Source organism: Salinimicrobium sediminilitoris (assembly GCF_020866905.1).
In the GTDB taxonomy this organism is placed as follows: Bacteria; Bacteroidota; Bacteroidia; order Flavobacteriales; family Flavobacteriaceae; genus Salinimicrobium; species Salinimicrobium sediminilitoris.
This window is the reverse complement of sequence record NZ_JAIVCC010000013.1, coordinates 364420-386477: the sequence shown is the minus strand read 5'-3', so window position 1 is coordinate 386477 and position 22058 is coordinate 364420. Positions and strand designations below refer to the sequence as shown.

Below are 22058 nucleotides of genomic sequence, written 5' to 3'. Positions count from 1 at the left end.
TTTATTTAACCTTTTTTATGATTTCGTGACATTAATGTAGTTGCCTTATTTATAGCTGAATAGAATGCGTAATAGGGGTGCAATAGATTTCCATCTTTCTGTTTGCATGTGTTTGTAATTAAATTTTAATATAAATTTTTCAGAATTATATTGCCAAGCTGTGTGGTTTGTTAAGAAGCTTAAAAAGTTATTCCTTCGTGTAAAATAATTTCTTGTATTTAGCGAATGTTGGACAGATCAAACTGCAGGAATGCGAATGGTTAGTTTTTTTAAAAAGATGATATGTCTGAAAATTAATTGCTTAAGATTTGATTAATTCGGTTTTATTTCTACCTTTGCAGACCTTTTTAAAAAAGGGATTATATCAAATAAATAATTAGTGTAAAAGAAATTATGCCAACAATTTCACAATTAGTACGAAAAGGAAGAGCCACAATTACCAAGAAGAGTAAATCGGCTGCTTTGGATTCCTGTCCTCAAAGACGTGGAGTATGTACTCGTGTTTACACCACTACACCTAAGAAACCAAACTCTGCTATGCGTAAAGTAGCAAGGGTAAGGTTGACTAATGGTAAAGAGGTGAACGCGTACATCCCCGGTGAAGGACACAACCTCCAGGAGCACTCGATAGTATTGGTTAGAGGCGGAAGAGTTAAAGATTTGCCTGGAGTAAGGTATCATATTGTGCGTGGAGCCCTTGACACCGCTGGTGTTGCAGGAAGAACTCAGCGCAGGTCAAAGTATGGTGCTAAAAAGCCTAAGAAATAATCTATTTCCACGGCAAGTAACAATTAACTTATTACAAAGAAGAAATGAGAAAAAGACAGGCGAAAAAAAGGCCACTTTTACCAGATCCAAAGTTTAATGATCAGTTAGTAACACGTTTTGTTAACATGATGATGTGGGATGGTAAGAAATCTGTTGCCTTTAAGGTATTCTATGATGCTATTGCAATCGTAGAAGAGAAAAAACAGGACGAGGAAAAAACTGCACTTGAACTTTGGAAAGATGCTCTTTCTAACGTTATGCCTCACGTAGAAGTGCGTAGTCGTAGAGTTGGAGGTGCTACTTTTCAAATCCCAATGCAAATTAGACCAGATCGTAAAGTTTCGACCGCTATGAAGTGGTTGATTTCCTTTTCCAGGAAGCGTAACGAGAAATCTATGGCTCAAAGATTAGCTGCAGAGGTTCTTGCTGCTGCTAAAGAAGAAGGTGCGGCTGTGAAGAAGAGGGTTGATACCCATAAGATGGCTGAAGCTAACAAAGCATTCTCTCACTTTAGATTCTAAAAAATGGCACAAAGAGATTTAAAATTTACTAGAAATATTGGTATTGCTGCGCATATTGATGCGGGTAAAACCACTACAACAGAACGTATCCTTTTCTATACCGGTATAAGTCATAAAATTGGTGAGGTGCACGATGGTGCGGCTACTATGGACTGGATGGAGCAGGAGCAGGAAAGAGGTATTACAATTACCTCTGCTGCGACACACTGTAAGTGGATGTACCGCGATCAGGAATTCACAGTTAATATTATTGATACTCCCGGGCACGTTGACTTTACTGTAGAGGTAGAGCGTTCACTTCGTGTTCTTGACGGGATGGTTGCTCTTTTCAGTGCGGTTGATGGTGTTGAGCCACAATCTGAAACTGTTTGGAGACAAGCCGATAAATATCGCGTTCCAAGACTTGGATTTGTGAATAAAATGGACCGCCAGGGTGCAGATTTCTTTAAGGTGTGTAAGCAGGTTAAAGAAATGCTTGGTGGAAATCCTGTTCCACTTCAAATTCCTATTGGGGATGAAATCGACTTCAAAGGAGTTGTTGATCTTATTTCCAAAAAGGCAATTGTTTGGAATGAGGAAGATTATGGAATGACATACGAGACTATTGATATTCCTGCAGAACTTGAAGAAGATGTGAATAAATATAGAGCTGAATTGGTTGAGGCGGTTGCCGAGTACGATGAGGCTTTAATGGAAAAATTCTTCGAAGACGAGAACTCTATTACAGAAGACGAGATCATTGCTGCGCTTAGAGCTGCAACAATTGATATGTCTATTATTCCTATGATGTGTGGTTCTGCCTTTAAGAATAAAGGAGTTCAGGCGATGTTGGATGCGGTAATGCGTTACCTTCCTTCACCGGTTGATGTTGAGGCTATCGTAGGTGTTAATCCTGATACAGAGAAAGAAGAAAGTCGTAAGCCACATGTGGATTCGCCTTTTTCTGCACTAGCTTTTAAAATTGCTACCGATCCTTTCGTTGGACGTTTAGCTTTCTTTAGAGTTTATTCAGGAGCGTTAGATGCGGGTTCTTATGTTCAGAACAACCGTTCTGGGAAAAAAGAGCGTATCTCGCGTATTTACCAGATGCATGCAAACAAACAACAGCCAATTGACAGAATTGAAGCCGGAGATATTGGTGCGGCTGTTGGATTTAAAGATATTAAAACAGGAGATACCCTTACAGATGAGAAACACCCAATTGTATTGGAGTCTATGTCTTTCCCAGAGCCTGTAATTGGTATTTCTGTTGAGCCTAAAACTAAGGCAGATGTGGATAAGATGGGTATGGCTTTGGCTAAATTAGCTGAAGAAGATCCAACTTTCCAGGTTAAAACTGATGAAGTTTCTGGACAGACGATTATTTCAGGAATGGGTGAGCTTCACCTTGAGATTCTTGTAGATCGTTTGAAAAGAGAATTTAAGGTTGAGGTAAATGAAGGTCAACCCCGTGTTGAGTACAAAGAAACAGTTACCAGAGATGCAGATCACAGAGAGGTTTATAAAAAGCAATCTGGTGGTCGTGGTAAATTTGGTGATATTGTATTCACATTAGGACCTGCAGACGAGGACTTTAAAGGACCTGGACTACAATTTGTTGATGAGATAAAAGGTGGTCGTATCCCTAAAGAATTTATTCCTTCAGTGGAAAAAGGATTTAGAGAGGCGATGAAAACCGGGCCAATGGCAGGTTTCACCATGGATACTTTAAAAGTGGTTCTTAAGGATGGATCTTTCCACCCTGTGGATTCCGATCAACTTTCATTCGAATTGGCTGCAAAAATGGGATATAAAGTAGCTGCTAAAAAAGCAGGTGCTGTGATCCTTGAGCCAATCATGAAAGTAGAAGTGGTTACTCCTGAAGAGAACATGGGTGATATAGTAGGAGATTTGAACAGACGTCGTGGACAGGTGAATAACATGTCTGACAGGTCTGGTGCAAAAGTGATCAAAGCTGAAGTGCCATTATCTGAGATGTTTGGATATGTTACTACATTGCGTACCCTTTCTTCGGGACGTGCAACCTCTACTATGGAATTTTCTCATTATGCCGAGACTCCTTCTAATATATCAGAAGCAATCATGAAGGCAGAAAAGGGAACCGCTAACGATTAATTTATCAGGAAAATGAGTCAAAAAATCAGAATAAAACTAAAATCTTACGATCACAACCTGGTAGACAAATCTGCCGAGAAGATTGTAAAAACCGTAAAAAGTACGGGAGCTGTGGTAACGGGACCTATTCCATTGCCAACTCACAAGAAGATCTTTACTGTATTACGTTCTCCGCACGTGAACAAGAAGTCTAGGGAGCAGTTTCAGTTGAGCTCATATAAGAGACTACTGGATATATACAGTTCTTCTTCAAAAACTATCGATGCCTTGATGAAACTTGAATTGCCAAGTGGAGTAGAGGTTGAGATTAAGGTGTGATAGCACTAACGGCTTCGAACCAGTTTCGGGGTCATACATGTCCTGAGCTTTAGGCGAGGGAAAAACGGTGAAAAATACATTCAGGATTGGAAGTGTTTTTCAATCCTGAATATTTTTAAATAAATATAAATTAATAACTAATAATTAATTATGTCTGGGTTAATAGGAAAAAAGATTGGCATGACCAGCATTTTTGACGAGAACGGGAAAAACATTCCCTGTACCGTTATCCAAGCTGGGCCATGTGTAATTACCCAAGTCAGAACCGAGGAGGTTGACGGGTACGAAGCTCTTCAACTTGGTTTCGATGACAAAAAGACTGCTAATAAGGCTGCCGAAGGGCATGCTAAAAAGGCCGGAGCCGCAGCAATGCGCAAAGTCGTTGAATTCAAGGGATTTGAAGGAGAGCACAAACTAGGTGATACTATCACCGTTGAGCATTTTACTGAAGGCGAATTTGTAGACGTTTCCGGTATTTCAAAAGGTAAGGGTTTTCAAGGTGTTGTTAAGCGTCACGGTTTTGGTGGTGTTGGGCAGGCGACTCACGGTCAACATAACCGTTTAAGAGCTCCCGGATCTATTGGTGCGGCGTCTTATCCTGCGAGAGTTTTCAAAGGAATGCGCATGGCCGGTAGAATGGGTGGTGAAAAAGTAAAAGTAGAAAACCTGAGAGTTTTAAAAGTGGTAGCAGATAAGAACCTTATAGTGATAAAAGGTGCTGTTCCAGGACATAAAAACTCTTACGTAATCATTCAGAAGTAATGGAAGTAGCAGTTTTAGATATAAAAGGAAAAGAAACAGGGAGAAAGGCAAACCTTTCTGATGCTGTTTTTGCAGTGGAGCCAAACAACCATGCTGTTTATCTTGATGTGAAACAATACCTGGCTAACCAACGCCAAGGTACTCATAAAGCAAAAGAACGTGCAGAAATTACAGGTTCTACGCGTAAGATCAAGAAACAAAAAGGTACAGGTACTGCCCGTGCAGGGAGTATCAAGTCTCCTATTTTTAAAGGTGGAGGTAGAGTATTTGGTCCACGACCAAGAAATTACTCTTTTAAGTTGAACAAAAGCTTGAAGAGACTGGCCAGAAAATCTGCGCTGTCTATGAAAGCAAATGACAACTCTATAATAGTAGTAGAAGATTTTTCATTTGACACTCCAAAAACCAAAAACTTTATTGAAGTTTTACAGGCTTTGGGGCTTGACGGGAAAAAATCTTTGATAGTGTTGGGTGACTCGAATAAAAACGTATATTTGTCGTCACGCAATTTAAAGGCCTCTGAGGTTGTAAGTGCTTCAGAATTAAGTACTTACAAAATTTTAAACGCAAATAATCTTGTGTTTTTAGAGGGGTCTCTAGAAGGAATTGAGTCGAATTTAAGTAAATAAGCATTATGAGTATCTTAATAAAACCTATTATTACAGAGAAAGCTACGGCAGATAGCGAACTTAACAATAAGTACGCTTTTGTAGTTGATAATAAGGCGAATAAGATTGAAATTAAAGACGCAGTTGAGTCTGCTTATGGTGTTTCAGTTACTAAAGTTCGTACCATTAACGTTCGCCCGGACAGAAAAACCCGTTATACAAAGACAGGTGTTGTCACTGGTAAAACCAGTGCTTTCAAAAAAGCACTAGTACAGGTGGCGGAAGGTGAAACTATTGATTTATATAGTAATCTCTAAGATTAAAAAAATGTCAGTTAGAAAATTAAAACCAGTTACCCCTGGTCAGCGTTTTAGAGTAGTGAACGGATTTGACGCGATCACTACTGATAAGCCGGAGAAAAGTTTATTGGCTCCGAACAAAAGATCGGGTGGTAGAAACAGTCAAGGAAAAATGACCATGCGCTACATAGGTGGTGGTCATAAAAAGCGTTATAGGATTATCGATTTTAAAAGAGACAAGCAGGGAATTCCTGCAACTGTTGCTTCTATTGAATACGATCCAAACAGAACTGCTTTTATCGCCTTATTGAATTATCAGGATGGTGAGAAACGATATATTATTGCTCAAAATGGACTTCAGGTTGGGCAGAATATAGTATCTGGAATGCAAGATGTAGCGCCCGAGATTGGGAACGCTATGCCTTTGTCTATAGTTCCTTTGGGTACTATTATCTCTTGTATTGAGCTTAGGCCGGGACAGGGAGCTGTAATGGCTCGTAGTGCAGGTGCTTTTGCGCAGTTAATGGCGAGAGAGGGAAAATACGCCACCATTAAATTGCCTTCTGGAGAGATCCGTAGGGTATTGGCTAGCTGTATAGCAACTATTGGTGCTGTTTCGAACAGTGATCACCAGTTGTTGATTTCAGGTAAAGCCGGTAGACATAGATGGTTGGGTAGAAGACCGAGAACAAGACCTGTGGTTATGAACCCTGTGGATCACCCAATGGGTGGTGGTGAAGGTCGTGCTTCTGGAGGTCACCCACGTTCTAGAAAGGGTATACCTGCTAAAGGTTTCAGAACCCGTTCTAAGACGAAGTCGAGTAATAAATATATTGTAGAACGTAGAAAGAAATAATAAGATATGGCACGTTCATTAAAAAAAGGACCTTACGTTCACTATAAATTAGAGCAAAAAGTTGCTCAGAATACAGAGTCTGGAAAGAAAGCGGTTATTAAGACCTGGTCAAGGGCTTCTATGATCACTCCTGATTTTGTAGGGCAAACTATTGCTGTGCACAACGGGCGTCAATTCGTTCCTGTGTACATTACTGAGAACATGGTAGGTCATAAATTAGGTGAATTTTCACCAACAAGATCTTTTAGAGGTCATGCTGGTGCTAAGAATAAAGGTAAAAGATAATTGAAGCTATGGGAGTTCGTAAAAGAGAAAGAGCAGAGCAGACTAAAGAAGCTAAGAAGCAAATAGCTTTTGCTAAACTAAATAACTGCCCTACTTCGCCAAGAAAAATGCGTCTGGTTGCAGATCTTGTTCGTGGTGAAAAAGTAGAAAGAGCGCTTCATATTTTGAAATTCAATTCTAAAGATGCGTCTAAGAGTCTTGAGAAGTTGTTATTGTCGGCAATTGCCAACTGGCAATCTAAGAATGAAGATGCAAGCATTGAAGATGCAGAGTTGTTTGTAAAGGAGATTCGTGTTGATGGAGGAAGTATGTTGAAGAGACTACGTCCTGCACCACAAGGTCGCGCACATAGAATTAGAAAACGTTCCAACCATGTTACATTGGTACTAGGAGCAAACAATAATACACAAAGCTAGTTAAGAGTATGGGACAGAAAACAAATCCAATCGGGAATCGTCTTGGTATCATTAGAGGATGGGAATCCAACTGGTACGGAGGAAATGACTACGGCGACAAATTAGCCGAAGACGATAAGATTAGAAAATACATCCATGCTCGTCTATCAAAAGCGAGTGTATCAAGAGTGATTATTGAGCGCACTCTTAAACTTGTAACCGTTACTATCACCACTGCCCGTCCTGGTATCATTATTGGGAAAGGTGGACAGGAGGTAGACAAGTTGAAAGAAGAGCTTAAGAAGATCACCGACAAGGAAGTTCAAATCAACATCTTTGAAATTAAAAGGCCAGAATTGGATGCTCATTTAGTGGGATCCAGCGTTGCAAGACAAATTGAGAATCGTATCTCTTACCGTCGTGCAATAAAAATGGCAATTGCGGCTGCAATGAGGATGAATGCTGAAGGGATCAAGATTGAGATCTCCGGGCGTTTGAATGGGGCGGAAATGGCTCGTTCAGAATCCTACAAGGATGGAAGAATTCCATTGTCAACATTTAGAGCCGACATCGATTATGCTTTAGTTGAAGCTCATACTACTTATGGTAGGCTGGGTGTTAAAGTATGGATCATGAAAGGCGAGGTATACGGTAAAAGAGAACTTTCTCCACTTGTTGGCATGGCCAAAAAACAAGGAGGAAAAACCGGAGCCGGACGAAGTGGTGCACCAAAATCACGTCGTAGAAAGTAATTTTTTAAAGTAAAGAAAAATGTTACAGCCTAAAAGAACAAAATATCGCAAGATGCAAAAAGGCCGTATGAAAGGTGTCTCTCAAAGAGGACACAGGCTTTCAAACGGGACCTTTGGAATCAAATCATTAGATTCAAATTTTGTGACTGCAAGACAAATTGAAGCTGCACGTATTGCCGCTACCCGTTATATGAAGAGGGAAGGTTCACTTTGGATCAAAATTTTTCCAGATAAGCCTATCACAAAGAAACCTCTTGAAGTACGTATGGGTAAGGGAAAAGGTGCTGTTGAATACTGGGCTGCAGTTGTAAAACCCGGAAGAATACTTTTTGAAGTAGGAGGAGTGCCTTTTGATGTTGCTAAAGAGGCTTTGCGCCTGGCAGCACAGAAACTACCTGTGAAAACTAAGTTCATTGTAGCTAGAGATTATCAAGCTTAATTAGACACGTCATGAAACAATCAGAAGTTAGAGAATTGTCTGTAGCAGAATTACAGGAAGAACTTGGTAAGGAAAGGAAAGCATATTCCGATCTTAAAATGGCTCACGCAGTATCGCCATTAGAGAACCCAATACAGTTGAGAACTGTAAGAAGATCTATAGCGCGTATTGCTACAGAGTTAACTAAAAGAGAACAACAATAAGTGTTATTCTGCTGAAAATGGAAAAAAGAAACTTAAGAAAAGAACGTATAGGTGTTGTTACTAGCAATAAGATGGTTAAGTCTATTGTGGTTTCAGAAACTAAGAAAGTAAAGCACCCCATGTATGGGAAGTTCGTTTTGAAAACGAAAAAATACATGGCACACGACGAAACAAACGACTGCAACATTGGAGATACTGTAAGGATCATGGAAACTCGTCCTTTGAGTAAATCAAAATGCTGGAGATTAGTAGAAATAATTGAAAGAGCGAAGTAATTATGGTACAACAAGAGTCTAGATTAAGAGTTGCAGACAATACCGGAGCTAAAGAAGTTTTAGTGATTCGTGTATTGGGCGGTACAAATAGAAGATACGCTTCTGTTGGAGACAAGATCGTTGTCAGCGTAAAAGAAGCTACACCAAACGGAAACGTTAAGAAAGGTGCAGTTTCAACAGCAGTTGTTGTTCGTACCAAAAAAGAAGTGCGCAGACCAGACGGGTCTTATATCCGTTTTGACGACAATGCGTGTGTTCTTCTTAACCCTTCAGGGGAGATGAGAGGTACACGTGTTTTCGGTCCTGTAGCACGTGAACTTCGTGATAAGCAATTCATGAAGATTGTATCATTGGCACCAGAGGTGCTTTAATACAGAAGTAAGATGAAAAAGCTTAAAATAAAAACTGGAGATAATGTGCGTGTAACTGCCGGAGACAATAAAGGTCAGGAAGGTAAAGTGCAGCAAGTATTTCTGGATAAGAATAAAGCCATTGTGGAAGGAGTGAACATGGTTTCCAAGCATGAGAAACCCAGCGCATCAAATCCTCAAGGCGGAATTAAGAAGAAGGAAGCACCTATTCATATTTCCAATCTTTCTTTAATTGACAAGAATGGTGACAACACCAGGGTTGGATATAGAACAGAGAATGATAAGAAAGTTAGGTTTTCCAAAAAATCCAATGAAGTAATTTAGTTATGGCGTACGTACCAAGACTTAAACAAGAGTATAAAGAGAGAGTGATCTCCGCTCTTACAGAAGAATTCAGCTACTCCAATCTTATGGAGGTTCCAAAACTACAGAAGATAGTTGTGAGCCGTGGGGTTGGTGCTGCTGTTGCAGATAAGAAACTTATTGACCATGCGGTAGATGAATTAACAGCTATCACTGGACAAAAAGCCGTTGCGACCATTTCTAAAAAGGATGTTGCTTCTTTTAAACTTCGTAAAGGGATGCCTATTGGTGCTAAAGTTACTTTACGGGGAGAAAGAATGTATGAATTCCTTGATCGTTTAATTACCTCTGCACTTCCACGTGTAAGAGATTTTAATGGGATTAACGCTACTGGTTTTGATGGAAGAGGAAACTATAACCTTGGTGTAACCGAGCAGATTATTTTCCCTGAGATCGATATCGACAAGGTGAACAGGATCAATGGTATGGATATTACCTTTGTAACCAGCGCACCTACAGATAAAGAAGCGAAATCATTGTTAACCGAACTAGGATTACCTTTTAAAAAGAATTAATTATGGCTAAAGAATCAATGAAAGCCCGTGAGGTGAAGAGACAGGAATTGGTAGAAAAGTATGCCGAGAAACGCAAGGCTCTTAAAGAAGCTGGTGATTACGAGGGCTTACAAAAATTACCAAAGAACTCATCACCTGTACGTTTACACAACCGTTGCAAACTAACAGGAAGACCAAGGGGGTATATGAGACAGTTCGGTATTTCCAGGGTTACTTTCAGGGAAATGGCGAACAATGGATTAATTCCCGGAGTTAGAAAAGCTAGTTGGTAAGATTATAAATTGGGAGAAGGTTCCCCGGTAATTATCGAGAGAAAACCCCTTCCGCAAATTAAAATAGATGAATACAGATCCTATTGCAGATTATTTAACAAGAATTAGAAATGCAGTTGCTGCAAGCCACAGAGTGGTGGAGATCCCTGCTTCTAAACTTAAAAAGGACATCACCAAGATACTTTTTGATCAGGGGTACATCCTTAGTTACAAATTTGATGATTCTACTGCCCAGGGCAGCATCAAAATTGCACTAAAATATGATAAGGTTACTAAAGAACCTGTTATCAAGAAAATTCAACGCATAAGTAAACCCGGTTTACGTAAATATGCCGGTGCCAATGAACTTCCTCGTATCCTAAACGGCCTTGGAATTGCTATTGTTTCTACTTCTCATGGTGTAATGACCGGAAAGCAGGCACAACAGGAAAAAGTTGGTGGTGAGGTATTGTGCTACGTTTACTAATATTTAAAGACGAAAAGAAATGTCCAGAATAGGTAAAAGTCCAATCACAATTCCACAAGGTGTTACAGTAGACATTAAAGACGGAGTTGTTACGGTAAAAGGAAAATTAGGGGAGCTAACTCAGGAGTTTTCTGAGATTGATATCATCATCGAAGATGGTGTTATCACTTTTGAGCGTCCCTCAGATAAAAAGGATCACAAAGCAAAGCACGGTTTATATCGCGCTTTGATTAGCAATATGATCGAAGGTGTTACTAACGGATTCACACATGAACTTGAATTAGTTGGTGTAGGATACCGTGCATCTAACCAGGGTCAAAAATTGGATCTTGCTGTTGGGTACTCTCATAACATTGTCTTAGATTTGGCTCCCGAAGTAAAAGTGGAAACAATTTCAGATAAAGGTAAAAATCCTATTGTGAAATTGACTTCACATGATAAACAACTGGTAGGCCAGGTAGCTGCAAAGATTCGATCTTTCCGTGCACCGGAACCATACAAAGGTAAAGGTATTAAGTTCAGAGGTGAACAGTTAAGAAGAAAAGCAGGTAAATCAGCTTAATAAGTAAGATTATGGCAGTTTCAAAACAAGATAGAAGAACTAAGATCAAGAAAAGGATCAGAAGAGATATAAGCGGTACTCAGGGCCGTCCAAGACTTTCAATTTTTAGAAGCAATAAAGAAATTTATGCTCAAATCGTGAACGATGTGGATGGAAAAACTTTGGTAGCTGCTTCTTCAAGAGATAAAGAAGTTGCATCTGCGACTGTAGAGAATAAAATTGAGCAGGCGGCATTAGTTGGAAAAGCTATTGCTGAAAAAGCTTTAAAGGCCGGGATAGAGACCATCTCTTTTGATAGAGGAGGATACTTATATCACGGAAGAGTAAAATCATTAGCAGAAGGTGCTCGCGAAGGAGGACTAAAATTCTAAAAATATGTATCAGGATTATAAAAACGTAGAACTTGTAAAACCGGGCGGACTTGAATTAAAGGATCGCTTGGTGGGTGTACAACGTGTTACTAAAGTTACAAAAGGTGGTAGAGCTTTCGGTTTTTCTGCTATTGTAGTTGTAGGTGATGAAAATGGTGTTGTAGGCCACGGGTTAGGAAAATCAAAAGAGGTAGCCGATGCTATTGCGAAATCAGTTGAAGACGCGAAGAAAAACCTGGTGCGTATCCCTCTAAACAAGGGTACCCTGCCTCACGAGCAAAAAGGTAAGTACGGTGGAGCCAGAGTAATGTTATTGCCGGCCGCTCCCGGTACCGGAGTTATTGCGGGTGGAGCGATTCGTGCAGTACTTGAGGCTGTTGGTGTTCACGATGTATTATCAAAGAACCAGGGTTCATCAAACCCTCATAATGTGGTGAAAGCTACTTTTGATGCTTTACTTCAGTTAAGAAGTGCAGAGACTGTGGCCCGTCAACGTGGTATCTCTCTTGAGAAAGTTTTTAAAGGTTAATAACAAGGAATAATGGGAAGAATTAAAGTTACACAGGTAAAAAGTGCAATCAAACGCACTCAAAACCAAAAACGTACTTTGGAAGCACTTGGTCTAAGAAAGCTTGGACAGGTTGTGGAGCATGAAAATACGCCAAACATCCTTGGTATGGTAAATAAAGTAAATCACTTAGTCTCTGTTGAAGAGACCAAATAAGAAATTCACATGGATTTAAGTAACTTAAAACCTGCGAAAGGTTCAGTTCAAAGTAACAGTAAGCGAGTTGGGCGTGGTGAAGGATCAGGGAAAGGCGGTACTGCTACCCGTGGTCACAAAGGTGCCAAATCTCGTTCTGGTTACTCCAGGAAAATTGGATTTGAAGGTGGGCAGATGCCACTTCAAAGACGTGTTCCTAAGTTCGGGTTCACTAACATCAATCGCAAGGATTACCAGGGGATCAACCTTGATACTCTTCAGGCGATGGTAGATGAAGGTAGAATTACCGATACGGTAGACATGAAAGTTCTTGTAGAGAACGGATTGGCCGGAAAAAATGAGTTGGTTAAGATATTAGGTAGAGGAGAATTAAAAGCAAAGTTGAAAATATCTGTTCATAAATTTACTGCCTCAGCAAAGCAAGCTATTGAAGCTGCTGGTGGTGAAGCCGTTACTTTATAATAGATAACAATGAAATTCATCAATACATTAAAGAATATCTGGAAAATCGAGGAACTAAAAAATAGAATTTTAGTGACCCTCGGTTTGTTGTTGGTGTATCGCTTTGGAGCACAAGTAGTGCTTCCGGGTATTGATGCGTCCCAATTAGCGAACCTCTCTTCTCAAACAGATGGAGGACTCCTTGGACTGCTTAACGCCTTTACCGGCGGTGCATTTTCGAATGCATCGGTTTTTGCTTTAGGTATTATGCCTTATATCTCTGCCTCGATTGTAGTGCAGTTAATGGGTATTGCAGTTCCATACCTTCAAAAGTTACAGAAGGAAGGGGAGAGTGGTCGTAGAAGAATCAACCAGATCACCAGGTGGCTTACCATAGCTATTACGCTTGTACAGGGGCCGGGTTATATTTATAACCTTTTTGCCACTTTACCGTCAAGTGCATTCCTTCTTGGAAGTACAGTAACTTTCGTTACTTCGTCGGTAATTATCCTTACTACAGGTACCATCTTTGCGATGTGGCTTGGTGAAAAGATAACCGATAAAGGTATTGGTAATGGTATTTCCCTTCTTATCATGGTAGGTATTATCGCCACTTTACCACTAGCATTCATACAGGAATGGGCTTCCAGAGTGACTCAGTCAGACGGAGGTTTAATCATGATCCTTATTGAACTGGTTATTTGGTTCGCTATTATCATGGCATCTGTAATGTTGGTTATGGCGGTGCGACAAATCCCGGTGCAATATGCAAGAAGAACTGCAAGCGGGGGATATGAAAAAAATGTATTTGGATCTAGACAATATATTCCATTGAAGCTAAATGCTTCTGGAGTTATGCCGATCATTTTCGCGCAGGCGATTATGTTCATTCCTGCCGCGGTAGCCGGACTTTCACAGTCTGAAACTGCCCAGGGAGTGACTGCTGCCTTTAGCGATATCTTCGGCTTTTGGTACAATCTGGTGTTTGCGTTACTAATTATTATTTTTACGTACTTTTACACCGCGATTACGGTACCTACCAATAAAATGGCAGATGATCTTAAGAGGAGTGGTGGTTTTATCCCCGGAATTAGACCCGGGACGGAGACTGCCGAATTTTTAGACCGCATCATGTCGCAAATCACCCTGCCGGGTTCTGTTTTCTTAGCGCTTATCGCAGTGTTCCCTGCTATTGTCGTTTCTCTTTTAGGAGTACAGGCCGGATGGGCATTGTTCTTTGGAGGAACATCATTGTTGATCATGGTAGGAGTTGCAATCGATACCATGCAACAGGTAAATTCATACCTGTTGAACAGACATTATGATGGTCTTATGAAAACCGGTAAAAACAGAAAAGCAGTAGCATAATGGCAAAACAATCGGCAATAGAACAAGACGGAACGATCATTGAGGCATTGTCAAATGCCATGTTCCGGGTGGAATTAGAGAATGGTCATGTAGTGACCGCGCATATTTCAGGTAAAATGCGAATGCATTATATTAAGTTATTGCCTGGGGACAAAGTGAAATTAGAAATGAGCCCGTATGATTTATCTAAGGCTCGAATAACTTACAGATACTAATAACTATGAAAGTTAGAGCATCAATTAAAAAACGAAGTGCCGAGTGCAAAATTGTGCGAAGAAAAGGCAGACTGTACGTGATTAACAAAAAGAATCCAAAATTTAAACAAAGACAAGGGTAGTTATGGCTAGAATTGCAGGTGTTGATATACCAAAACAAAAGCGAGGCGTTATAGCATTGACCTATATCTTCGGAATTGGAAAGAGCAGAGCTCAGGAAATTCTAAAAGAGGCCAACGTAGAAGAAGGGAAGAAAGTTTCAGACTGGAACGATGACGAGATCGGAAGAATCCGTGAAGCTGTTGGAGCCTTTAAAATTGAAGGAGAATTACGTTCAGAAGTTCAATTGAGCATCAAGCGCTTAATGGATATTGGAAGTTATAGAGGAATTCGTCACAGAGCGGGATTACCGTTAAGAGGACAAAGAACCAAAAACAACTCCAGAACCAGAAAAGGAAGAAGAAAAACAGTTGCAAACAAGAAGAAAGCAACTAAATAATAAGTAGGATGGCAAAAGCAAAAGCAGCTCAAAAGAAGCGTAAAGTTAATGTTGAGTCTATTGGAGAAGCACATGTTACTGCTTCTTTCAACAACATTATAATTTCGTTAACCAATAAGAAAGGTGATGTTATCTCCTGGTCTTCTGCCGGTAAAATGGGCTTTAGAGGATCTAAGAAGAACACTCCTTATGCAGCACAATTAGCTGCAGAAGACGCATCAAAAGTAGCTCACGAAGCAGGTCTTCGTAAAGTGAAAGTATTTGTGAAAGGACCAGGAAACGGTAGAGAATCTGCAATTCGTTCCCTTCACAATGCAGGAATTGAAGTAACTGAGATCATTGACGTTACTCCACTTCCACACAATGGATGTCGTCCTCCAAAAAGACGTAGAGTTTAATTAACAAGTATAACAAAAGTAAGCAAAGAGATCTGCGAAGGACAGTGACCTTAATTCCACGATCGCTTGCTTTATAACAAATTTTTCAATGGCAAGATATACTGGTCCAAAGACTAAAATCGCCCGTAAATTCGGGGAAGCTATTTTCGGAGATGACAAATCATTCGAGAAAAGAAATTATCCTCCGGGACAACACGGTAACAACCGTCGTCGCGGAAAAAAATCTGAATATGCTGTCCAGTTAATGGAGAAGCAAAAAGCTAAGTATACTTACGGTATCCTTGAGCGTCAATTTAGAAACATGTTTGAAAAAGCAACACGTGCCCAGGGAATTACCGGGGAAGTGCTTTTACAATTATGTGAGTCTCGTTTAGACAATGTTGTATACAGAATGGGAATTGCCCCTTCGAGACGTGCTGCAAGACAGTTGGTTTCTCACAGGCACCTAACTGTGAATGGTGAATTAGTAAACATTCCTTCTTACCAGTTAAAGGCAGGAGATGTAGTAGGAGTAAGAGAGAAATCCAAATCCTTAATAGCTATCCAGGATTCATTAGCTAATTCCAGCAGTGTATACGAATGGATCACCTTTAACAATGAGACCAAACAGGGAACTTATGTTTCTGTTCCGGGAAGAGTACAAATTCCCGAAAATATAAATGAACAATTCATCGTCGAATTATATTCGAAATAATAATTCACAGAAGTCGTAATATGGCAATATTAAATTTTCAGAAGCCCGATAAAGTTATAATGATTGATTCTACCGATTTCGAAGGGAAATTTGAATTTCGCCCTTTGGAACCAGGTTATGGATTAACTGTTGGTAACGCTCTAAGAAGAGTACTTTTATCTTCACTTGAAGGGTTCGCTATTACTTCGGTTCGCATCGAAGGAGTAGAGCACGAATTCTCAACTATCCCGGGGGTAGTAGAAGACGTAACCGAAATTATCCTGAATCTAAAGCAGATCAGGTTTAAAAGGCAAATTGATGAAATAGACAATGAAGCCGTTACTATTTCTGTTTCAGGTCAGGAGCAATTAACTGCAGGACACTTTCAGAAGTTTATCTCTGGTTTCCAGATCCTAAACCCAGATCTTGTGATCTGTAATATGGATAAGAAGATAAACCTTAATATGGAAGTTACCGTAGAAAAGGGTAGAGGATATGTTCCTGCTGAAGAGAACAAGAAAGCCAACGCTCCTATCGGTACGATCTATACAGACTCCATTTACACACCAGTGAAAAATGTGAAGTATAGCATCGAGAACTACCGGGTTGAACAAAAAACCGATTATGAGAAACTTGTTTTTGAGATCTCTACAGATGGTTCTATTCATCCAAAGGAAGCCTTGACTGAAGCTGCCAAGACTTTGATCCACCACTTTATGCTGTTCTCTGATGAGCGCATCACTTTGGAGGCCGATGAAATTGCACAGACAGAAACGTATGATGAAGAATCTCTTCATATGCGTCAGTTACTAAAAACCAAACTGGTTGATATGGACCTTTCAGTTAGAGCATTGAACTGCTTAAAAGCTGCTGAAGTTGATACCCTTGGTGACTTAGTATCTTACAACAAGAATGACCTTATGAAGTTCCGTAACTTCGGAAAGAAATCCCTTACCGAACTTGAAGAGTTGGTAAACAACAAAGGATTGAATTTCGGTATGGATCTTTCAAAATATAAATTAGATAAAGACTAGTCGCGGTTAATTTCGCAACTGTCAAAATTATACAGTAACCGTCATAGTTTGCTCCCCAAAATGGGTTGTAGCAAGATGATGAAACAAAAATGTCATGAGACACGGAAAAAAAATAAACCACTTAGGAAGACAAACCGCACACCGCAAGGCTATGCTTGCAAATATGGCTTGTTCCCTAATTGAGCACAAACGTATCAATACTACTGTTGCCAAAGCAAAAGCTTTAAAGCAATTTGTAGAGCCATTGGTAACCAAATCAAAAGAAGATACTACCCACAATAGAAGAATAGTTTTCAGTAAACTTCGCGACAAAGATGCGATCACTGAATTATTCCGTGAGGTAGCTCCTAAAGTTGGTGACCGTCCCGGAGGATACACCAGGATCATCAAATTGGGTAACCGTTTAGGTGATAATGCAGATATGGCACTTATAGAGCTTGTAGATTACAACGAGATCTATAACGTGAACAAACCAGAGAAGAAGAAATCTACTCGTAGAGCCGGTAGAGGTAAGAAATCTGCCGATACTGCTCAAACGAAGCCTGAAGCTTCTGCTGATGACAAGAAAAACGAAGGAAACGAGGAATAGAAATGACTCTTTCTTGATAAATTTTAAAAAGGATAAGCCGTTAAAGCTTATCCTTTTTTTATACCCTGAAATCAAGGTTCCAAAAAAGGTATTTTCAGGAATAAATTTTTAGAAAAGAATCAATATCATTTAGTTCAAAATTATCTGCTTCAAAAGTGATAATTTTGCAAAAGTTTAAAGAGGAAACACTTATGAAATACCAAACAAGAAAAAAAGCTATTCTGTTGCTTGAAGATGGTACGATCTTCCATGGGAAAGCTGTAGGGGATAAGGATGGAAAAGCCTTTGGGGAGGTTTGTTTCAACACCGGAATGACAGGTTACCAGGAAATCTTTACAGATCCTTCTTATTTTGGACAGATCATGGTAACAACGAACGCCCATATTGGCAATTACGGGGCGAATGAAGAAGAAAAGGAAGCCGACACAGCTCAAATATCAGGATTGATTTGTAAGAACTTCAGTTACTATCAAACCCGTCCCGCTGCCGATGAAACCTTAAAGGAGTTTTTGGATCGCAGCGATCTTTTCGCTATTTCAGACGTGGATACACGTGCTTTAGTGACCTATATAAGAGAGAACGGAGCTATGAACGCTGTGATCACTTCACAATTTGAAGATATGGAAGCTTTAAAAGAAGAATTGGCTGCCGTACCTAATATGGATGGTTTAGAGCTAGCTTCTAAAGTTTCAACAAAAGAACCTTACTTTTTTGGAGACGAAAATGCGAGATTCAAGGTGGCAGTTCTTGATGTAGGTGTCAAAAAGAGCATTTTAAAGCATCTTTCTAAAAGAGATGTCTACTGCAAAGTTTTTCCTTACAACGCTACCTATGCAGATATGAAGGCGTGGGAGCCAAATGGTTATTTACTTTCAAACGGTCCCGGGGATCCAAAGCCACTTGAAAGCGCTATCCAGGTCGCAAGGGAAATAATGGAAGATGATAAGCCGCTTTTTGGGATCTGTCTCGGTCACCAGATCATTGCTTTGGCTAACGGAATTTCTACATATAAAATGCACCACGGACATCGTGGAATAAACCACCCCATCTTAAACCTTGAAACAGGTAAGGGTGAGATTACTTCTCAAAATCATGGTTTTTCTGTGAACAAAGAGGAGACAGAAGCTCATCCCGAGGTTGTGGTGACTCATACTCACTTAAATGATCATACGGTTGCAGGGATCAGGATGAAGAATAAGAACTGTTTCTCAGTTCAGTATCATCCCGAGGCCAGTCCCGGTCCGAATGATGCTCATTATCTTTTTGATGAGTTTATCCATAACTTAATTGGTCAGCAAATTTCAGCTGAGTAATATTCTAAAGTTCCATAAAAAATCCTCTTCAAAAGTGTCATTTTTGGAGAGGATTTCTGGTTTCTAAGACTTCTGTTTTTACGTGACCTCCCTGGAGAATTTTTTTTTTGGAGTCATGGAGGAACCTGGTTATTCTTTTACTTTTTCATTATAATTTCCCGCTTAAAATATCTTTCAGTATTGCGATAAGATAATCACAAGTGTCCCGGGTTTTGGCTATTTCTAATGTTTGATGTGCTACTATAATTTTCAGGAGCTAAGTGCTAATCATCTACATCGTATTCGTTAATAAATTTCTCTTAATTCCCTTGAAGTAAAGCCTTTGCTTTTTACTATTCTTTTGAACTATTCGTATCTTGCAGGGGCAAAAAAAGATAATTAATTAAAATTTATAAATATGAGCATAATAATAAATATTCATGCCCGTCAAATTTTTGATTCTCGCGGAAATCCAACCGTTGAAGTGGATGTTGAAACCGAAAACGGAATAATTGGAAGAGCAGCAGTTCCTTCAGGAGCTTCTACAGGTGAACATGAAGCCGTTGAACTTCGTGACGGAGGTAAGGATTACATGGGTAAAGGTGTTTCAAAAGCGATCAAAAATGTAAATGAAGTTATTGCTGAAGAACTTCTAGGATATTCAGTTTTTGATCAGAACATAATCGATCAGGCAATGATCGAGCTTGACGGTACACCAAATAAATCAAAACTTGGAGCCAATGCTATTCTTGGGGTTTCTCTTGCAGTGGCCAAGGCGGCGGCAAATGAACTCAACATGCCTCTTTATCGTTACGTAGGTGGTGTTAGTGCTAATACGCTTCCGGTGCCAATGATGAACATTATCAATGGTGGATCTCACAGTGATGCTCCTATTGCTTTTCAGGAGTTTATGGTGATGCCCGTTAAAGCAAAAGATTTTTCCGAAGCTTTAAAGATGGGTACCGAGATCTTCCACAACCTGAAGAAAGTATTGCATGACCGCGGACTTAGTACAGCTGTTGGTGATGAAGGTGGTTTTGCGCCAACCTTAGACGGAACAGAAGATGCTTTGGACACTATCCTGAAGTCTATTAAAAATGCAGGTTACAAGCCGGGTGAAGAAGTTATGATCGCATTGGATTGTGCTGCTGCTGAATTCTATGAAAACGGAAAATACGACTATACCAAATTCGAAGGAGAATCCGGGAAAATTAGAAGCAGTGAAGAGCAGGCAGAATATCTTGCTGAATTAGCTTCAAAATATCCTATTATTTCCATTGAAGATGGAATGGACGAAAACGACTGGGATGGATGGAAAGCACTTACCGAAAAGATTGGAGATAAAGTACAACTTGTAGGGGATGACCTTTTTGTCACCAACGTTGAGCGTTTATCAAAAGGTATCGAGAACAAGATTGCCAATTCTATTCTTATTAAGGTAAACCAGATTGGTACATTGACCGAAACAATTTCGGCAGTAAATATGGCACATAATGCAGGTTATACTTCTGTTATGTCCCACCGTTCGGGAGAGACTGAAGATAACACCATCGCCGATCTTGCTGTTGCTTTGAACACAGGGCAGATCAAAACCGGTTCGGCTTCACGTAGTGACCGTATGGCCAAGTACAATCAACTTCTTAGAATTGAAGAAGAACTTGGAAGTGTTGCTTATTTCCCTCAGGAAAAAGCCTTTAAGATCAACAGATAGGTTGTCTCATTTTATACTTTAAAAGCCTTTCCTCTTCGAGGAAGGGCTTTTTATTTTAAAATATGATGTTCGTCATACTTTTTGATCTTTTACTCTCCTATTTTTAAGATGGTTCAAAATTAAGTAGATAGCTGGAAATTTAGCTGTCACAGAGATGTTTTATGGCTATTTCCCATTTTTTTGCAGAGTTGAGGAAAAGGGCTGCTCTGGCTAAAAATTAAGGTAGAATTTTGTAAATTAGCAATCCTGAAAATAAATTATAAGCAAATCCATAAAAAATATGTCAAAAGTAGCTACTATAAAAATAGATGGAAAGACCTATGATCTACCAATGGTTGTGGGCACCGAGAAAGAAGTTGCCCTGGATATCACCCAGTTAAGAGGGCAGAGTGGAGCAATAACCTTAGATCCCGGGTACAAAAATACCGGTGCATGTGAAAGTGCAATCACTTTTCTTGACGGGGAAGAAGGAATTTTAAGATACCGCGGATACTCCATCGAAGAATTAGCCGAAAAAGCTGATTTTCTGGAAGTAGCTTACCTTTTGATTTTCGGAGAATTACCAACCGAAACTCAGCTGCAAAAATTCAATACCGATATTCTTGATCAGAGCATTGTGAACGAGGATATGAAAACTGTTCTTAAAGGTTTTCCACAAACTGCACACCCTATGGGAGTTTTATCCTCTCTTACCAGTGCACTTACCGCTTTCAATCCAAAGTCGGTAAACGTGGATTCCGAAGAGGATATGTATAGAGCTATTGTAAAGATCCTCGCGAAATTCCCTGTTCTGGCTGCGTGGACCTTACGTAAAAAGAACGATCAGGTGCTTTATAATAAAGACACCAATATTGGCTATGTTGAAAGCCTCCTGAAAATGATGTTCCAGGATGATAATCCTAAGAAATCTTACAAGCAAAACAAAGTAGTGGTAAACGCACTGGACAAGCTGTTGATTCTTCATGCAGACCATGAGCAAAACTGTTCTACTTCTACCGTAAGAATTGTAGGTTCTTCTCACGCCGGACTTTTCGCTTCAATTTCAGCAGGAGTATCTGCACTTTGGGGGCCACTACATGGGGGAGCAAATCAAGCGGTAATTGAGATGCTTGAGGAGATCAAAGCCGATGGTGGTGATACTTCGAAGTTCATTGCTAAAGCAAAAGATAAAGATGATCCTTTCAGGTTAATGGGCTTTGGTCACAGAGTTTATAAGAACTTTGATCCAAGAGCAAGAATTATCAAGAAGGCTGCCGATGAAGTTCTGGGACAATTAGGTGTTGATGATCCAATACTTGAAATTGCCAAAGGCCTTGAGAAAACGGCTCTTGAAGATCCATATTTCGTAGACAGGAAATTATATCCTAATGTTGATTTCTATTCTGGTATTATCTACCGTGCAATGGGAATCCCTACAGAGATGTTTACAGTAATGTTTGCAGTAGGACGTTTACCTGGATGGATTGCACAATGGAGAGAAATGCGTTTAAGAAAAGAGCCTATTGGTCGTCCAAGACAGGTTTATATTGGAGAGACTAAACGTTCTTTTAAAGAGATAGAGAAGAGATAATATCTCTTTCAATCATAATTATGTAAAG

At 39.8% G+C, this 22058-nt stretch carries 35 protein-coding genes; all 35 read left to right on the top strand.

The window, feature by feature from the left end:
* The first annotated feature begins 393 nt into the window (after positions 1-393).
* The 35 genes from rpsL to LA313_RS12955 all read left to right on the top strand — a co-directional run bounded on the left by rpsL (position 394) and on the right by LA313_RS12955 (position 22030).
* Complete coding sequence (gene rpsL, locus LA313_RS13125; RefSeq protein ID WP_029037125.1) at positions 394-768, top strand: 30S ribosomal protein S12; 375 nt, start codon at positions 394-396, stop codon at positions 766-768.
* A gap of 44 nt (positions 769-812) precedes the next feature.
* Positions 813-1289 carry a 30S ribosomal protein S7 gene (rpsG, locus tag LA313_RS13120; protein ID WP_228915708.1) on the top strand — a complete coding sequence of 159 codons (477 nt, stop codon included), beginning with the start codon at positions 813-815 and terminating at the stop codon, positions 1287-1289.
* Positions 1290-1292: 3 nt separating this feature from the next.
* The gene (gene fusA, locus LA313_RS13115; protein ID WP_228915705.1) at positions 1293-3404 is read left to right on the top strand and encodes an elongation factor G; all 2112 of its coding nucleotides are present in this window, start codon (positions 1293-1295) and stop codon (positions 3402-3404) included.
* Positions 3405-3416: 12 nt separating this feature from the next.
* Positions 3417-3722, top strand: a complete 306-nt coding sequence (rpsJ, locus tag LA313_RS13110; protein WP_010181931.1) for a 30S ribosomal protein S10 — start codon at positions 3417-3419, stop codon at positions 3720-3722.
* A 150-nt stretch (positions 3723-3872) separates the two neighbouring features.
* A complete protein-coding gene (rplC, locus tag LA313_RS13105; protein ID WP_228915703.1) occupies positions 3873-4484 on the top strand; it encodes a 50S ribosomal protein L3 in 612 nt (203 codons plus the stop codon).
* On the top strand, positions 4484-5113 hold the full coding sequence (gene rplD / locus LA313_RS13100) for a 50S ribosomal protein L4 (protein WP_228915701.1): 630 nt from the start codon (positions 4484-4486) through the stop codon (positions 5111-5113). Before rplC ends, rplD begins: the two co-directional genes overlap by 1 nt.
* 5 nt (positions 5114-5118) lie before the next feature.
* Positions 5119-5409, top strand: a complete 291-nt coding sequence (gene rplW, locus LA313_RS13095) for a 50S ribosomal protein L23 (RefSeq protein ID WP_228915699.1) — start codon at positions 5119-5121, stop codon at positions 5407-5409.
* 10 nt (positions 5410-5419) lie between these two features.
* Positions 5420-6247, top strand: a complete 828-nt coding sequence (rplB, locus tag LA313_RS13090) for a 50S ribosomal protein L2 (RefSeq protein ID WP_228915697.1) — start codon at positions 5420-5422, stop codon at positions 6245-6247.
* Positions 6248-6253: 6 nt separating this feature from the next.
* Positions 6254-6532 carry a 30S ribosomal protein S19 gene (rpsS, locus tag LA313_RS13085; protein ID WP_029035468.1) on the top strand — a complete coding sequence of 93 codons (279 nt, stop codon included), beginning with the start codon at positions 6254-6256 and terminating at the stop codon, positions 6530-6532.
* Positions 6533-6540: 8 nt separating this feature from the next.
* Positions 6541-6948 carry a 50S ribosomal protein L22 gene (gene rplV, locus LA313_RS13080; protein WP_228915695.1) on the top strand — a complete coding sequence of 136 codons (408 nt, stop codon included), beginning with the start codon at positions 6541-6543 and terminating at the stop codon, positions 6946-6948.
* 8 nt (positions 6949-6956) lie between these two features.
* Positions 6957-7679 (top strand): 30S ribosomal protein S3, encoded by a 723-nt coding sequence (gene rpsC / locus LA313_RS13075; protein ID WP_228915693.1) that lies wholly within the window; start codon positions 6957-6959, stop codon positions 7677-7679.
* Between the two features lie 19 nt (positions 7680-7698).
* Positions 7699-8118: a 50S ribosomal protein L16 gene (gene rplP / locus LA313_RS13070; protein ID WP_029035471.1), complete on the top strand. Its 420-nt coding sequence runs from the start codon at positions 7699-7701 to the stop codon at positions 8116-8118.
* Between the two features lie 11 nt (positions 8119-8129).
* Positions 8130-8321: a 50S ribosomal protein L29 gene (gene rpmC / locus LA313_RS13065; protein ID WP_228915691.1), complete on the top strand. Its 192-nt coding sequence runs from the start codon at positions 8130-8132 to the stop codon at positions 8319-8321.
* Between the two features lie 17 nt (positions 8322-8338).
* The gene (rpsQ, locus tag LA313_RS13060) at positions 8339-8596 is read left to right on the top strand and encodes a 30S ribosomal protein S17 (RefSeq protein WP_228915689.1); all 258 of its coding nucleotides are present in this window, start codon (positions 8339-8341) and stop codon (positions 8594-8596) included.
* Positions 8597-8598: 2 nt separating this feature from the next.
* Positions 8599-8967, top strand: a complete 369-nt coding sequence (gene rplN / locus LA313_RS13055; protein WP_228915687.1) for a 50S ribosomal protein L14 — start codon at positions 8599-8601, stop codon at positions 8965-8967.
* Positions 8968-8979: 12 nt separating this feature from the next.
* Positions 8980-9291: a 50S ribosomal protein L24 gene (rplX, locus tag LA313_RS13050; protein WP_228915686.1), complete on the top strand. Its 312-nt coding sequence runs from the start codon at positions 8980-8982 to the stop codon at positions 9289-9291.
* A gap of 2 nt (positions 9292-9293) precedes the next feature.
* A complete protein-coding gene (rplE, locus tag LA313_RS13045; protein ID WP_228915684.1) occupies positions 9294-9845 on the top strand; it encodes a 50S ribosomal protein L5 in 552 nt (183 codons plus the stop codon).
* A 2-nt stretch (positions 9846-9847) separates the two neighbouring features.
* A complete protein-coding gene (rpsN, locus tag LA313_RS13040) occupies positions 9848-10117 on the top strand; it encodes a 30S ribosomal protein S14 (RefSeq protein ID WP_228915682.1) in 270 nt (89 codons plus the stop codon).
* Between the two features lie 67 nt (positions 10118-10184).
* On the top strand, positions 10185-10583 hold the full coding sequence (gene rpsH / locus LA313_RS13035) for a 30S ribosomal protein S8 (protein WP_228915680.1): 399 nt from the start codon (positions 10185-10187) through the stop codon (positions 10581-10583).
* 19 nt (positions 10584-10602) lie between these two features.
* Positions 10603-11145, top strand: coding sequence for a 50S ribosomal protein L6 (gene rplF, locus LA313_RS13030; protein WP_228915678.1), 543 nt, complete (start codon positions 10603-10605; stop codon positions 11143-11145).
* An 11-nt stretch (positions 11146-11156) separates the two neighbouring features.
* A complete protein-coding gene (gene rplR / locus LA313_RS13025; RefSeq protein WP_228915676.1) occupies positions 11157-11516 on the top strand; it encodes a 50S ribosomal protein L18 in 360 nt (119 codons plus the stop codon).
* Positions 11517-11520: 4 nt separating this feature from the next.
* On the top strand, positions 11521-12045 hold the full coding sequence (gene rpsE, locus LA313_RS13020) for a 30S ribosomal protein S5 (RefSeq protein WP_228915673.1): 525 nt from the start codon (positions 11521-11523) through the stop codon (positions 12043-12045).
* 12 nt (positions 12046-12057) lie between these two features.
* A complete protein-coding gene (gene rpmD, locus LA313_RS13015; protein ID WP_029035482.1) occupies positions 12058-12240 on the top strand; it encodes a 50S ribosomal protein L30 in 183 nt (60 codons plus the stop codon).
* Between the two features lie 9 nt (positions 12241-12249).
* Positions 12250-12702: a 50S ribosomal protein L15 gene (rplO, locus tag LA313_RS13010; protein ID WP_228915671.1), complete on the top strand. Its 453-nt coding sequence runs from the start codon at positions 12250-12252 to the stop codon at positions 12700-12702.
* 9 nt (positions 12703-12711) lie between these two features.
* A complete protein-coding gene (gene secY / locus LA313_RS13005; RefSeq protein WP_228915663.1) occupies positions 12712-14049 on the top strand; it encodes a preprotein translocase subunit SecY in 1338 nt (445 codons plus the stop codon).
* Positions 14049-14264 carry a translation initiation factor IF-1 gene (infA, locus tag LA313_RS13000; RefSeq protein WP_006988529.1) on the top strand — a complete coding sequence of 72 codons (216 nt, stop codon included), beginning with the start codon at positions 14049-14051 and terminating at the stop codon, positions 14262-14264. Before secY ends, infA begins: the two co-directional genes overlap by 1 nt.
* Before the next feature lie 5 nt (positions 14265-14269).
* On the top strand, positions 14270-14386 hold the full coding sequence (ykgO, locus tag LA313_RS12995) for a type B 50S ribosomal protein L36 (protein ID WP_037325435.1): 117 nt from the start codon (positions 14270-14272) through the stop codon (positions 14384-14386).
* A gap of 2 nt (positions 14387-14388) precedes the next feature.
* The gene (gene rpsM, locus LA313_RS12990) at positions 14389-14763 is read left to right on the top strand and encodes a 30S ribosomal protein S13 (RefSeq protein ID WP_029035485.1); all 375 of its coding nucleotides are present in this window, start codon (positions 14389-14391) and stop codon (positions 14761-14763) included.
* Between the two features lie 8 nt (positions 14764-14771).
* Positions 14772-15161, top strand: a complete 390-nt coding sequence (gene rpsK / locus LA313_RS12985; protein WP_228915661.1) for a 30S ribosomal protein S11 — start codon at positions 14772-14774, stop codon at positions 15159-15161.
* Positions 15162-15249: 88 nt separating this feature from the next.
* On the top strand, positions 15250-15855 hold the full coding sequence (gene rpsD / locus LA313_RS12980) for a 30S ribosomal protein S4 (protein WP_228915659.1): 606 nt from the start codon (positions 15250-15252) through the stop codon (positions 15853-15855).
* Between the two features lie 20 nt (positions 15856-15875).
* Positions 15876-16868 carry a DNA-directed RNA polymerase subunit alpha gene (locus tag LA313_RS12975; RefSeq protein ID WP_228915656.1) on the top strand — a complete coding sequence of 331 codons (993 nt, stop codon included), beginning with the start codon at positions 15876-15878 and terminating at the stop codon, positions 16866-16868.
* A 94-nt stretch (positions 16869-16962) separates the two neighbouring features.
* Positions 16963-17457: a 50S ribosomal protein L17 gene (gene rplQ, locus LA313_RS12970; protein WP_228915654.1), complete on the top strand. Its 495-nt coding sequence runs from the start codon at positions 16963-16965 to the stop codon at positions 17455-17457.
* 191 nt (positions 17458-17648) lie between these two features.
* Positions 17649-18770 carry a glutamine-hydrolyzing carbamoyl-phosphate synthase small subunit gene (gene carA / locus LA313_RS12965; RefSeq protein WP_228915652.1) on the top strand — a complete coding sequence of 374 codons (1122 nt, stop codon included), beginning with the start codon at positions 17649-17651 and terminating at the stop codon, positions 18768-18770.
* Between the two features lie 397 nt (positions 18771-19167).
* Positions 19168-20460, top strand: coding sequence for a phosphopyruvate hydratase (gene eno / locus LA313_RS12960; protein ID WP_228915650.1), 1293 nt, complete (start codon positions 19168-19170; stop codon positions 20458-20460).
* 280 nt (positions 20461-20740) lie between these two features.
* Positions 20741-22030, top strand: coding sequence for a citrate synthase (locus LA313_RS12955; RefSeq protein ID WP_228915648.1), 1290 nt, complete (start codon positions 20741-20743; stop codon positions 22028-22030).
* The last annotated feature ends 28 nt before the right edge of the window (positions 22031-22058 follow it).

Excerpts from the sequence above, each read along its gene's own strand:
- rpsG (WP_228915708.1), top strand. The coding sequence starts at position 813 with ATGAGAAAAAGACAGGCGAAAAAAAGGCCACTTTTACCAGATCCAAAG.
- rpmD (WP_029035482.1), top strand. The coding sequence starts at position 12,058 with ATGGGAAGAATTAAAGTTACACAGGTAAAAAGTGCAATCAAACGCACT.
- carA (WP_228915652.1), top strand. The coding sequence starts at position 17,649 with ATGAAATACCAAACAAGAAAAAAAGCTATTCTGTTGCTTGAAGATGGT.
- fusA (WP_228915705.1), top strand. The coding sequence starts at position 1,293 with ATGGCACAAAGAGATTTAAAATTTACTAGAAATATTGGTATTGCTGCG.
- rplV (WP_228915695.1), top strand. The coding sequence starts at position 6,541 with ATGGGAGTTCGTAAAAGAGAAAGAGCAGAGCAGACTAAAGAAGCTAAG.
- rplR (WP_228915676.1), top strand. The coding sequence starts at position 11,157 with ATGGCAGTTTCAAAACAAGATAGAAGAACTAAGATCAAGAAAAGGATC.
- rpsE (WP_228915673.1), top strand. The coding sequence starts at position 11,521 with ATGTATCAGGATTATAAAAACGTAGAACTTGTAAAACCGGGCGGACTT.
- rplX (WP_228915686.1), top strand. The coding sequence starts at position 8,980 with ATGAAAAAGCTTAAAATAAAAACTGGAGATAATGTGCGTGTAACTGCC.
- secY (WP_228915663.1), top strand. The coding sequence starts at position 12,712 with ATGAAATTCATCAATACATTAAAGAATATCTGGAAAATCGAGGAACTA.
- rplO (WP_228915671.1), top strand. The coding sequence starts at position 12,250 with ATGGATTTAAGTAACTTAAAACCTGCGAAAGGTTCAGTTCAAAGTAAC.
- rplQ (WP_228915654.1), top strand. The coding sequence starts at position 16,963 with ATGAGACACGGAAAAAAAATAAACCACTTAGGAAGACAAACCGCACAC.
- rpsH (WP_228915680.1), top strand. The coding sequence starts at position 10,185 with ATGAATACAGATCCTATTGCAGATTATTTAACAAGAATTAGAAATGCA.
- rplF (WP_228915678.1), top strand. The coding sequence starts at position 10,603 with ATGTCCAGAATAGGTAAAAGTCCAATCACAATTCCACAAGGTGTTACA.
- ykgO (WP_037325435.1), top strand. The coding sequence starts at position 14,270 with ATGAAAGTTAGAGCATCAATTAAAAAACGAAGTGCCGAGTGCAAAATT.
- LA313_RS12975 (WP_228915656.1), top strand. The coding sequence starts at position 15,876 with ATGGCAATATTAAATTTTCAGAAGCCCGATAAAGTTATAATGATTGAT.
- rpsC (WP_228915693.1), top strand. The coding sequence starts at position 6,957 with ATGGGACAGAAAACAAATCCAATCGGGAATCGTCTTGGTATCATTAGA.
- rplE (WP_228915684.1), top strand. The coding sequence starts at position 9,294 with ATGGCGTACGTACCAAGACTTAAACAAGAGTATAAAGAGAGAGTGATC.
- rplP (WP_029035471.1), top strand. The coding sequence starts at position 7,699 with ATGTTACAGCCTAAAAGAACAAAATATCGCAAGATGCAAAAAGGCCGT.
- rplN (WP_228915687.1), top strand. The coding sequence starts at position 8,599 with ATGGTACAACAAGAGTCTAGATTAAGAGTTGCAGACAATACCGGAGCT.
- rpsS (WP_029035468.1), top strand. The coding sequence starts at position 6,254 with ATGGCACGTTCATTAAAAAAAGGACCTTACGTTCACTATAAATTAGAG.
- infA (WP_006988529.1), top strand. The coding sequence starts at position 14,049 with ATGGCAAAACAATCGGCAATAGAACAAGACGGAACGATCATTGAGGCA.
- eno (WP_228915650.1), top strand. The coding sequence starts at position 19,168 with ATGAGCATAATAATAAATATTCATGCCCGTCAAATTTTTGATTCTCGC.
- rpsN (WP_228915682.1), top strand. The coding sequence starts at position 9,848 with ATGGCTAAAGAATCAATGAAAGCCCGTGAGGTGAAGAGACAGGAATTG.
- rpsL (WP_029037125.1), top strand. The coding sequence starts at position 394 with ATGCCAACAATTTCACAATTAGTACGAAAAGGAAGAGCCACAATTACC.
- rpsK (WP_228915661.1), top strand. The coding sequence starts at position 14,772 with ATGGCAAAAGCAAAAGCAGCTCAAAAGAAGCGTAAAGTTAATGTTGAG.
- rpmC (WP_228915691.1), top strand. The coding sequence starts at position 8,130 with ATGAAACAATCAGAAGTTAGAGAATTGTCTGTAGCAGAATTACAGGAA.
- rplD (WP_228915701.1), top strand. The coding sequence starts at position 4,484 with ATGGAAGTAGCAGTTTTAGATATAAAAGGAAAAGAAACAGGGAGAAAG.
- rpsJ (WP_010181931.1), top strand. The coding sequence starts at position 3,417 with ATGAGTCAAAAAATCAGAATAAAACTAAAATCTTACGATCACAACCTG.
- rpsM (WP_029035485.1), top strand. The coding sequence starts at position 14,389 with ATGGCTAGAATTGCAGGTGTTGATATACCAAAACAAAAGCGAGGCGTT.
- rpsQ (WP_228915689.1), top strand. The coding sequence starts at position 8,339 with ATGGAAAAAAGAAACTTAAGAAAAGAACGTATAGGTGTTGTTACTAGC.
- rplW (WP_228915699.1), top strand. The coding sequence starts at position 5,119 with ATGAGTATCTTAATAAAACCTATTATTACAGAGAAAGCTACGGCAGAT.
- LA313_RS12955 (WP_228915648.1), top strand. The coding sequence starts at position 20,741 with ATGTCAAAAGTAGCTACTATAAAAATAGATGGAAAGACCTATGATCTA.
- rplB (WP_228915697.1), top strand. The coding sequence starts at position 5,420 with ATGTCAGTTAGAAAATTAAAACCAGTTACCCCTGGTCAGCGTTTTAGA.
- rpsD (WP_228915659.1), top strand. The coding sequence starts at position 15,250 with ATGGCAAGATATACTGGTCCAAAGACTAAAATCGCCCGTAAATTCGGG.
- rplC (WP_228915703.1), top strand. The coding sequence starts at position 3,873 with ATGTCTGGGTTAATAGGAAAAAAGATTGGCATGACCAGCATTTTTGAC.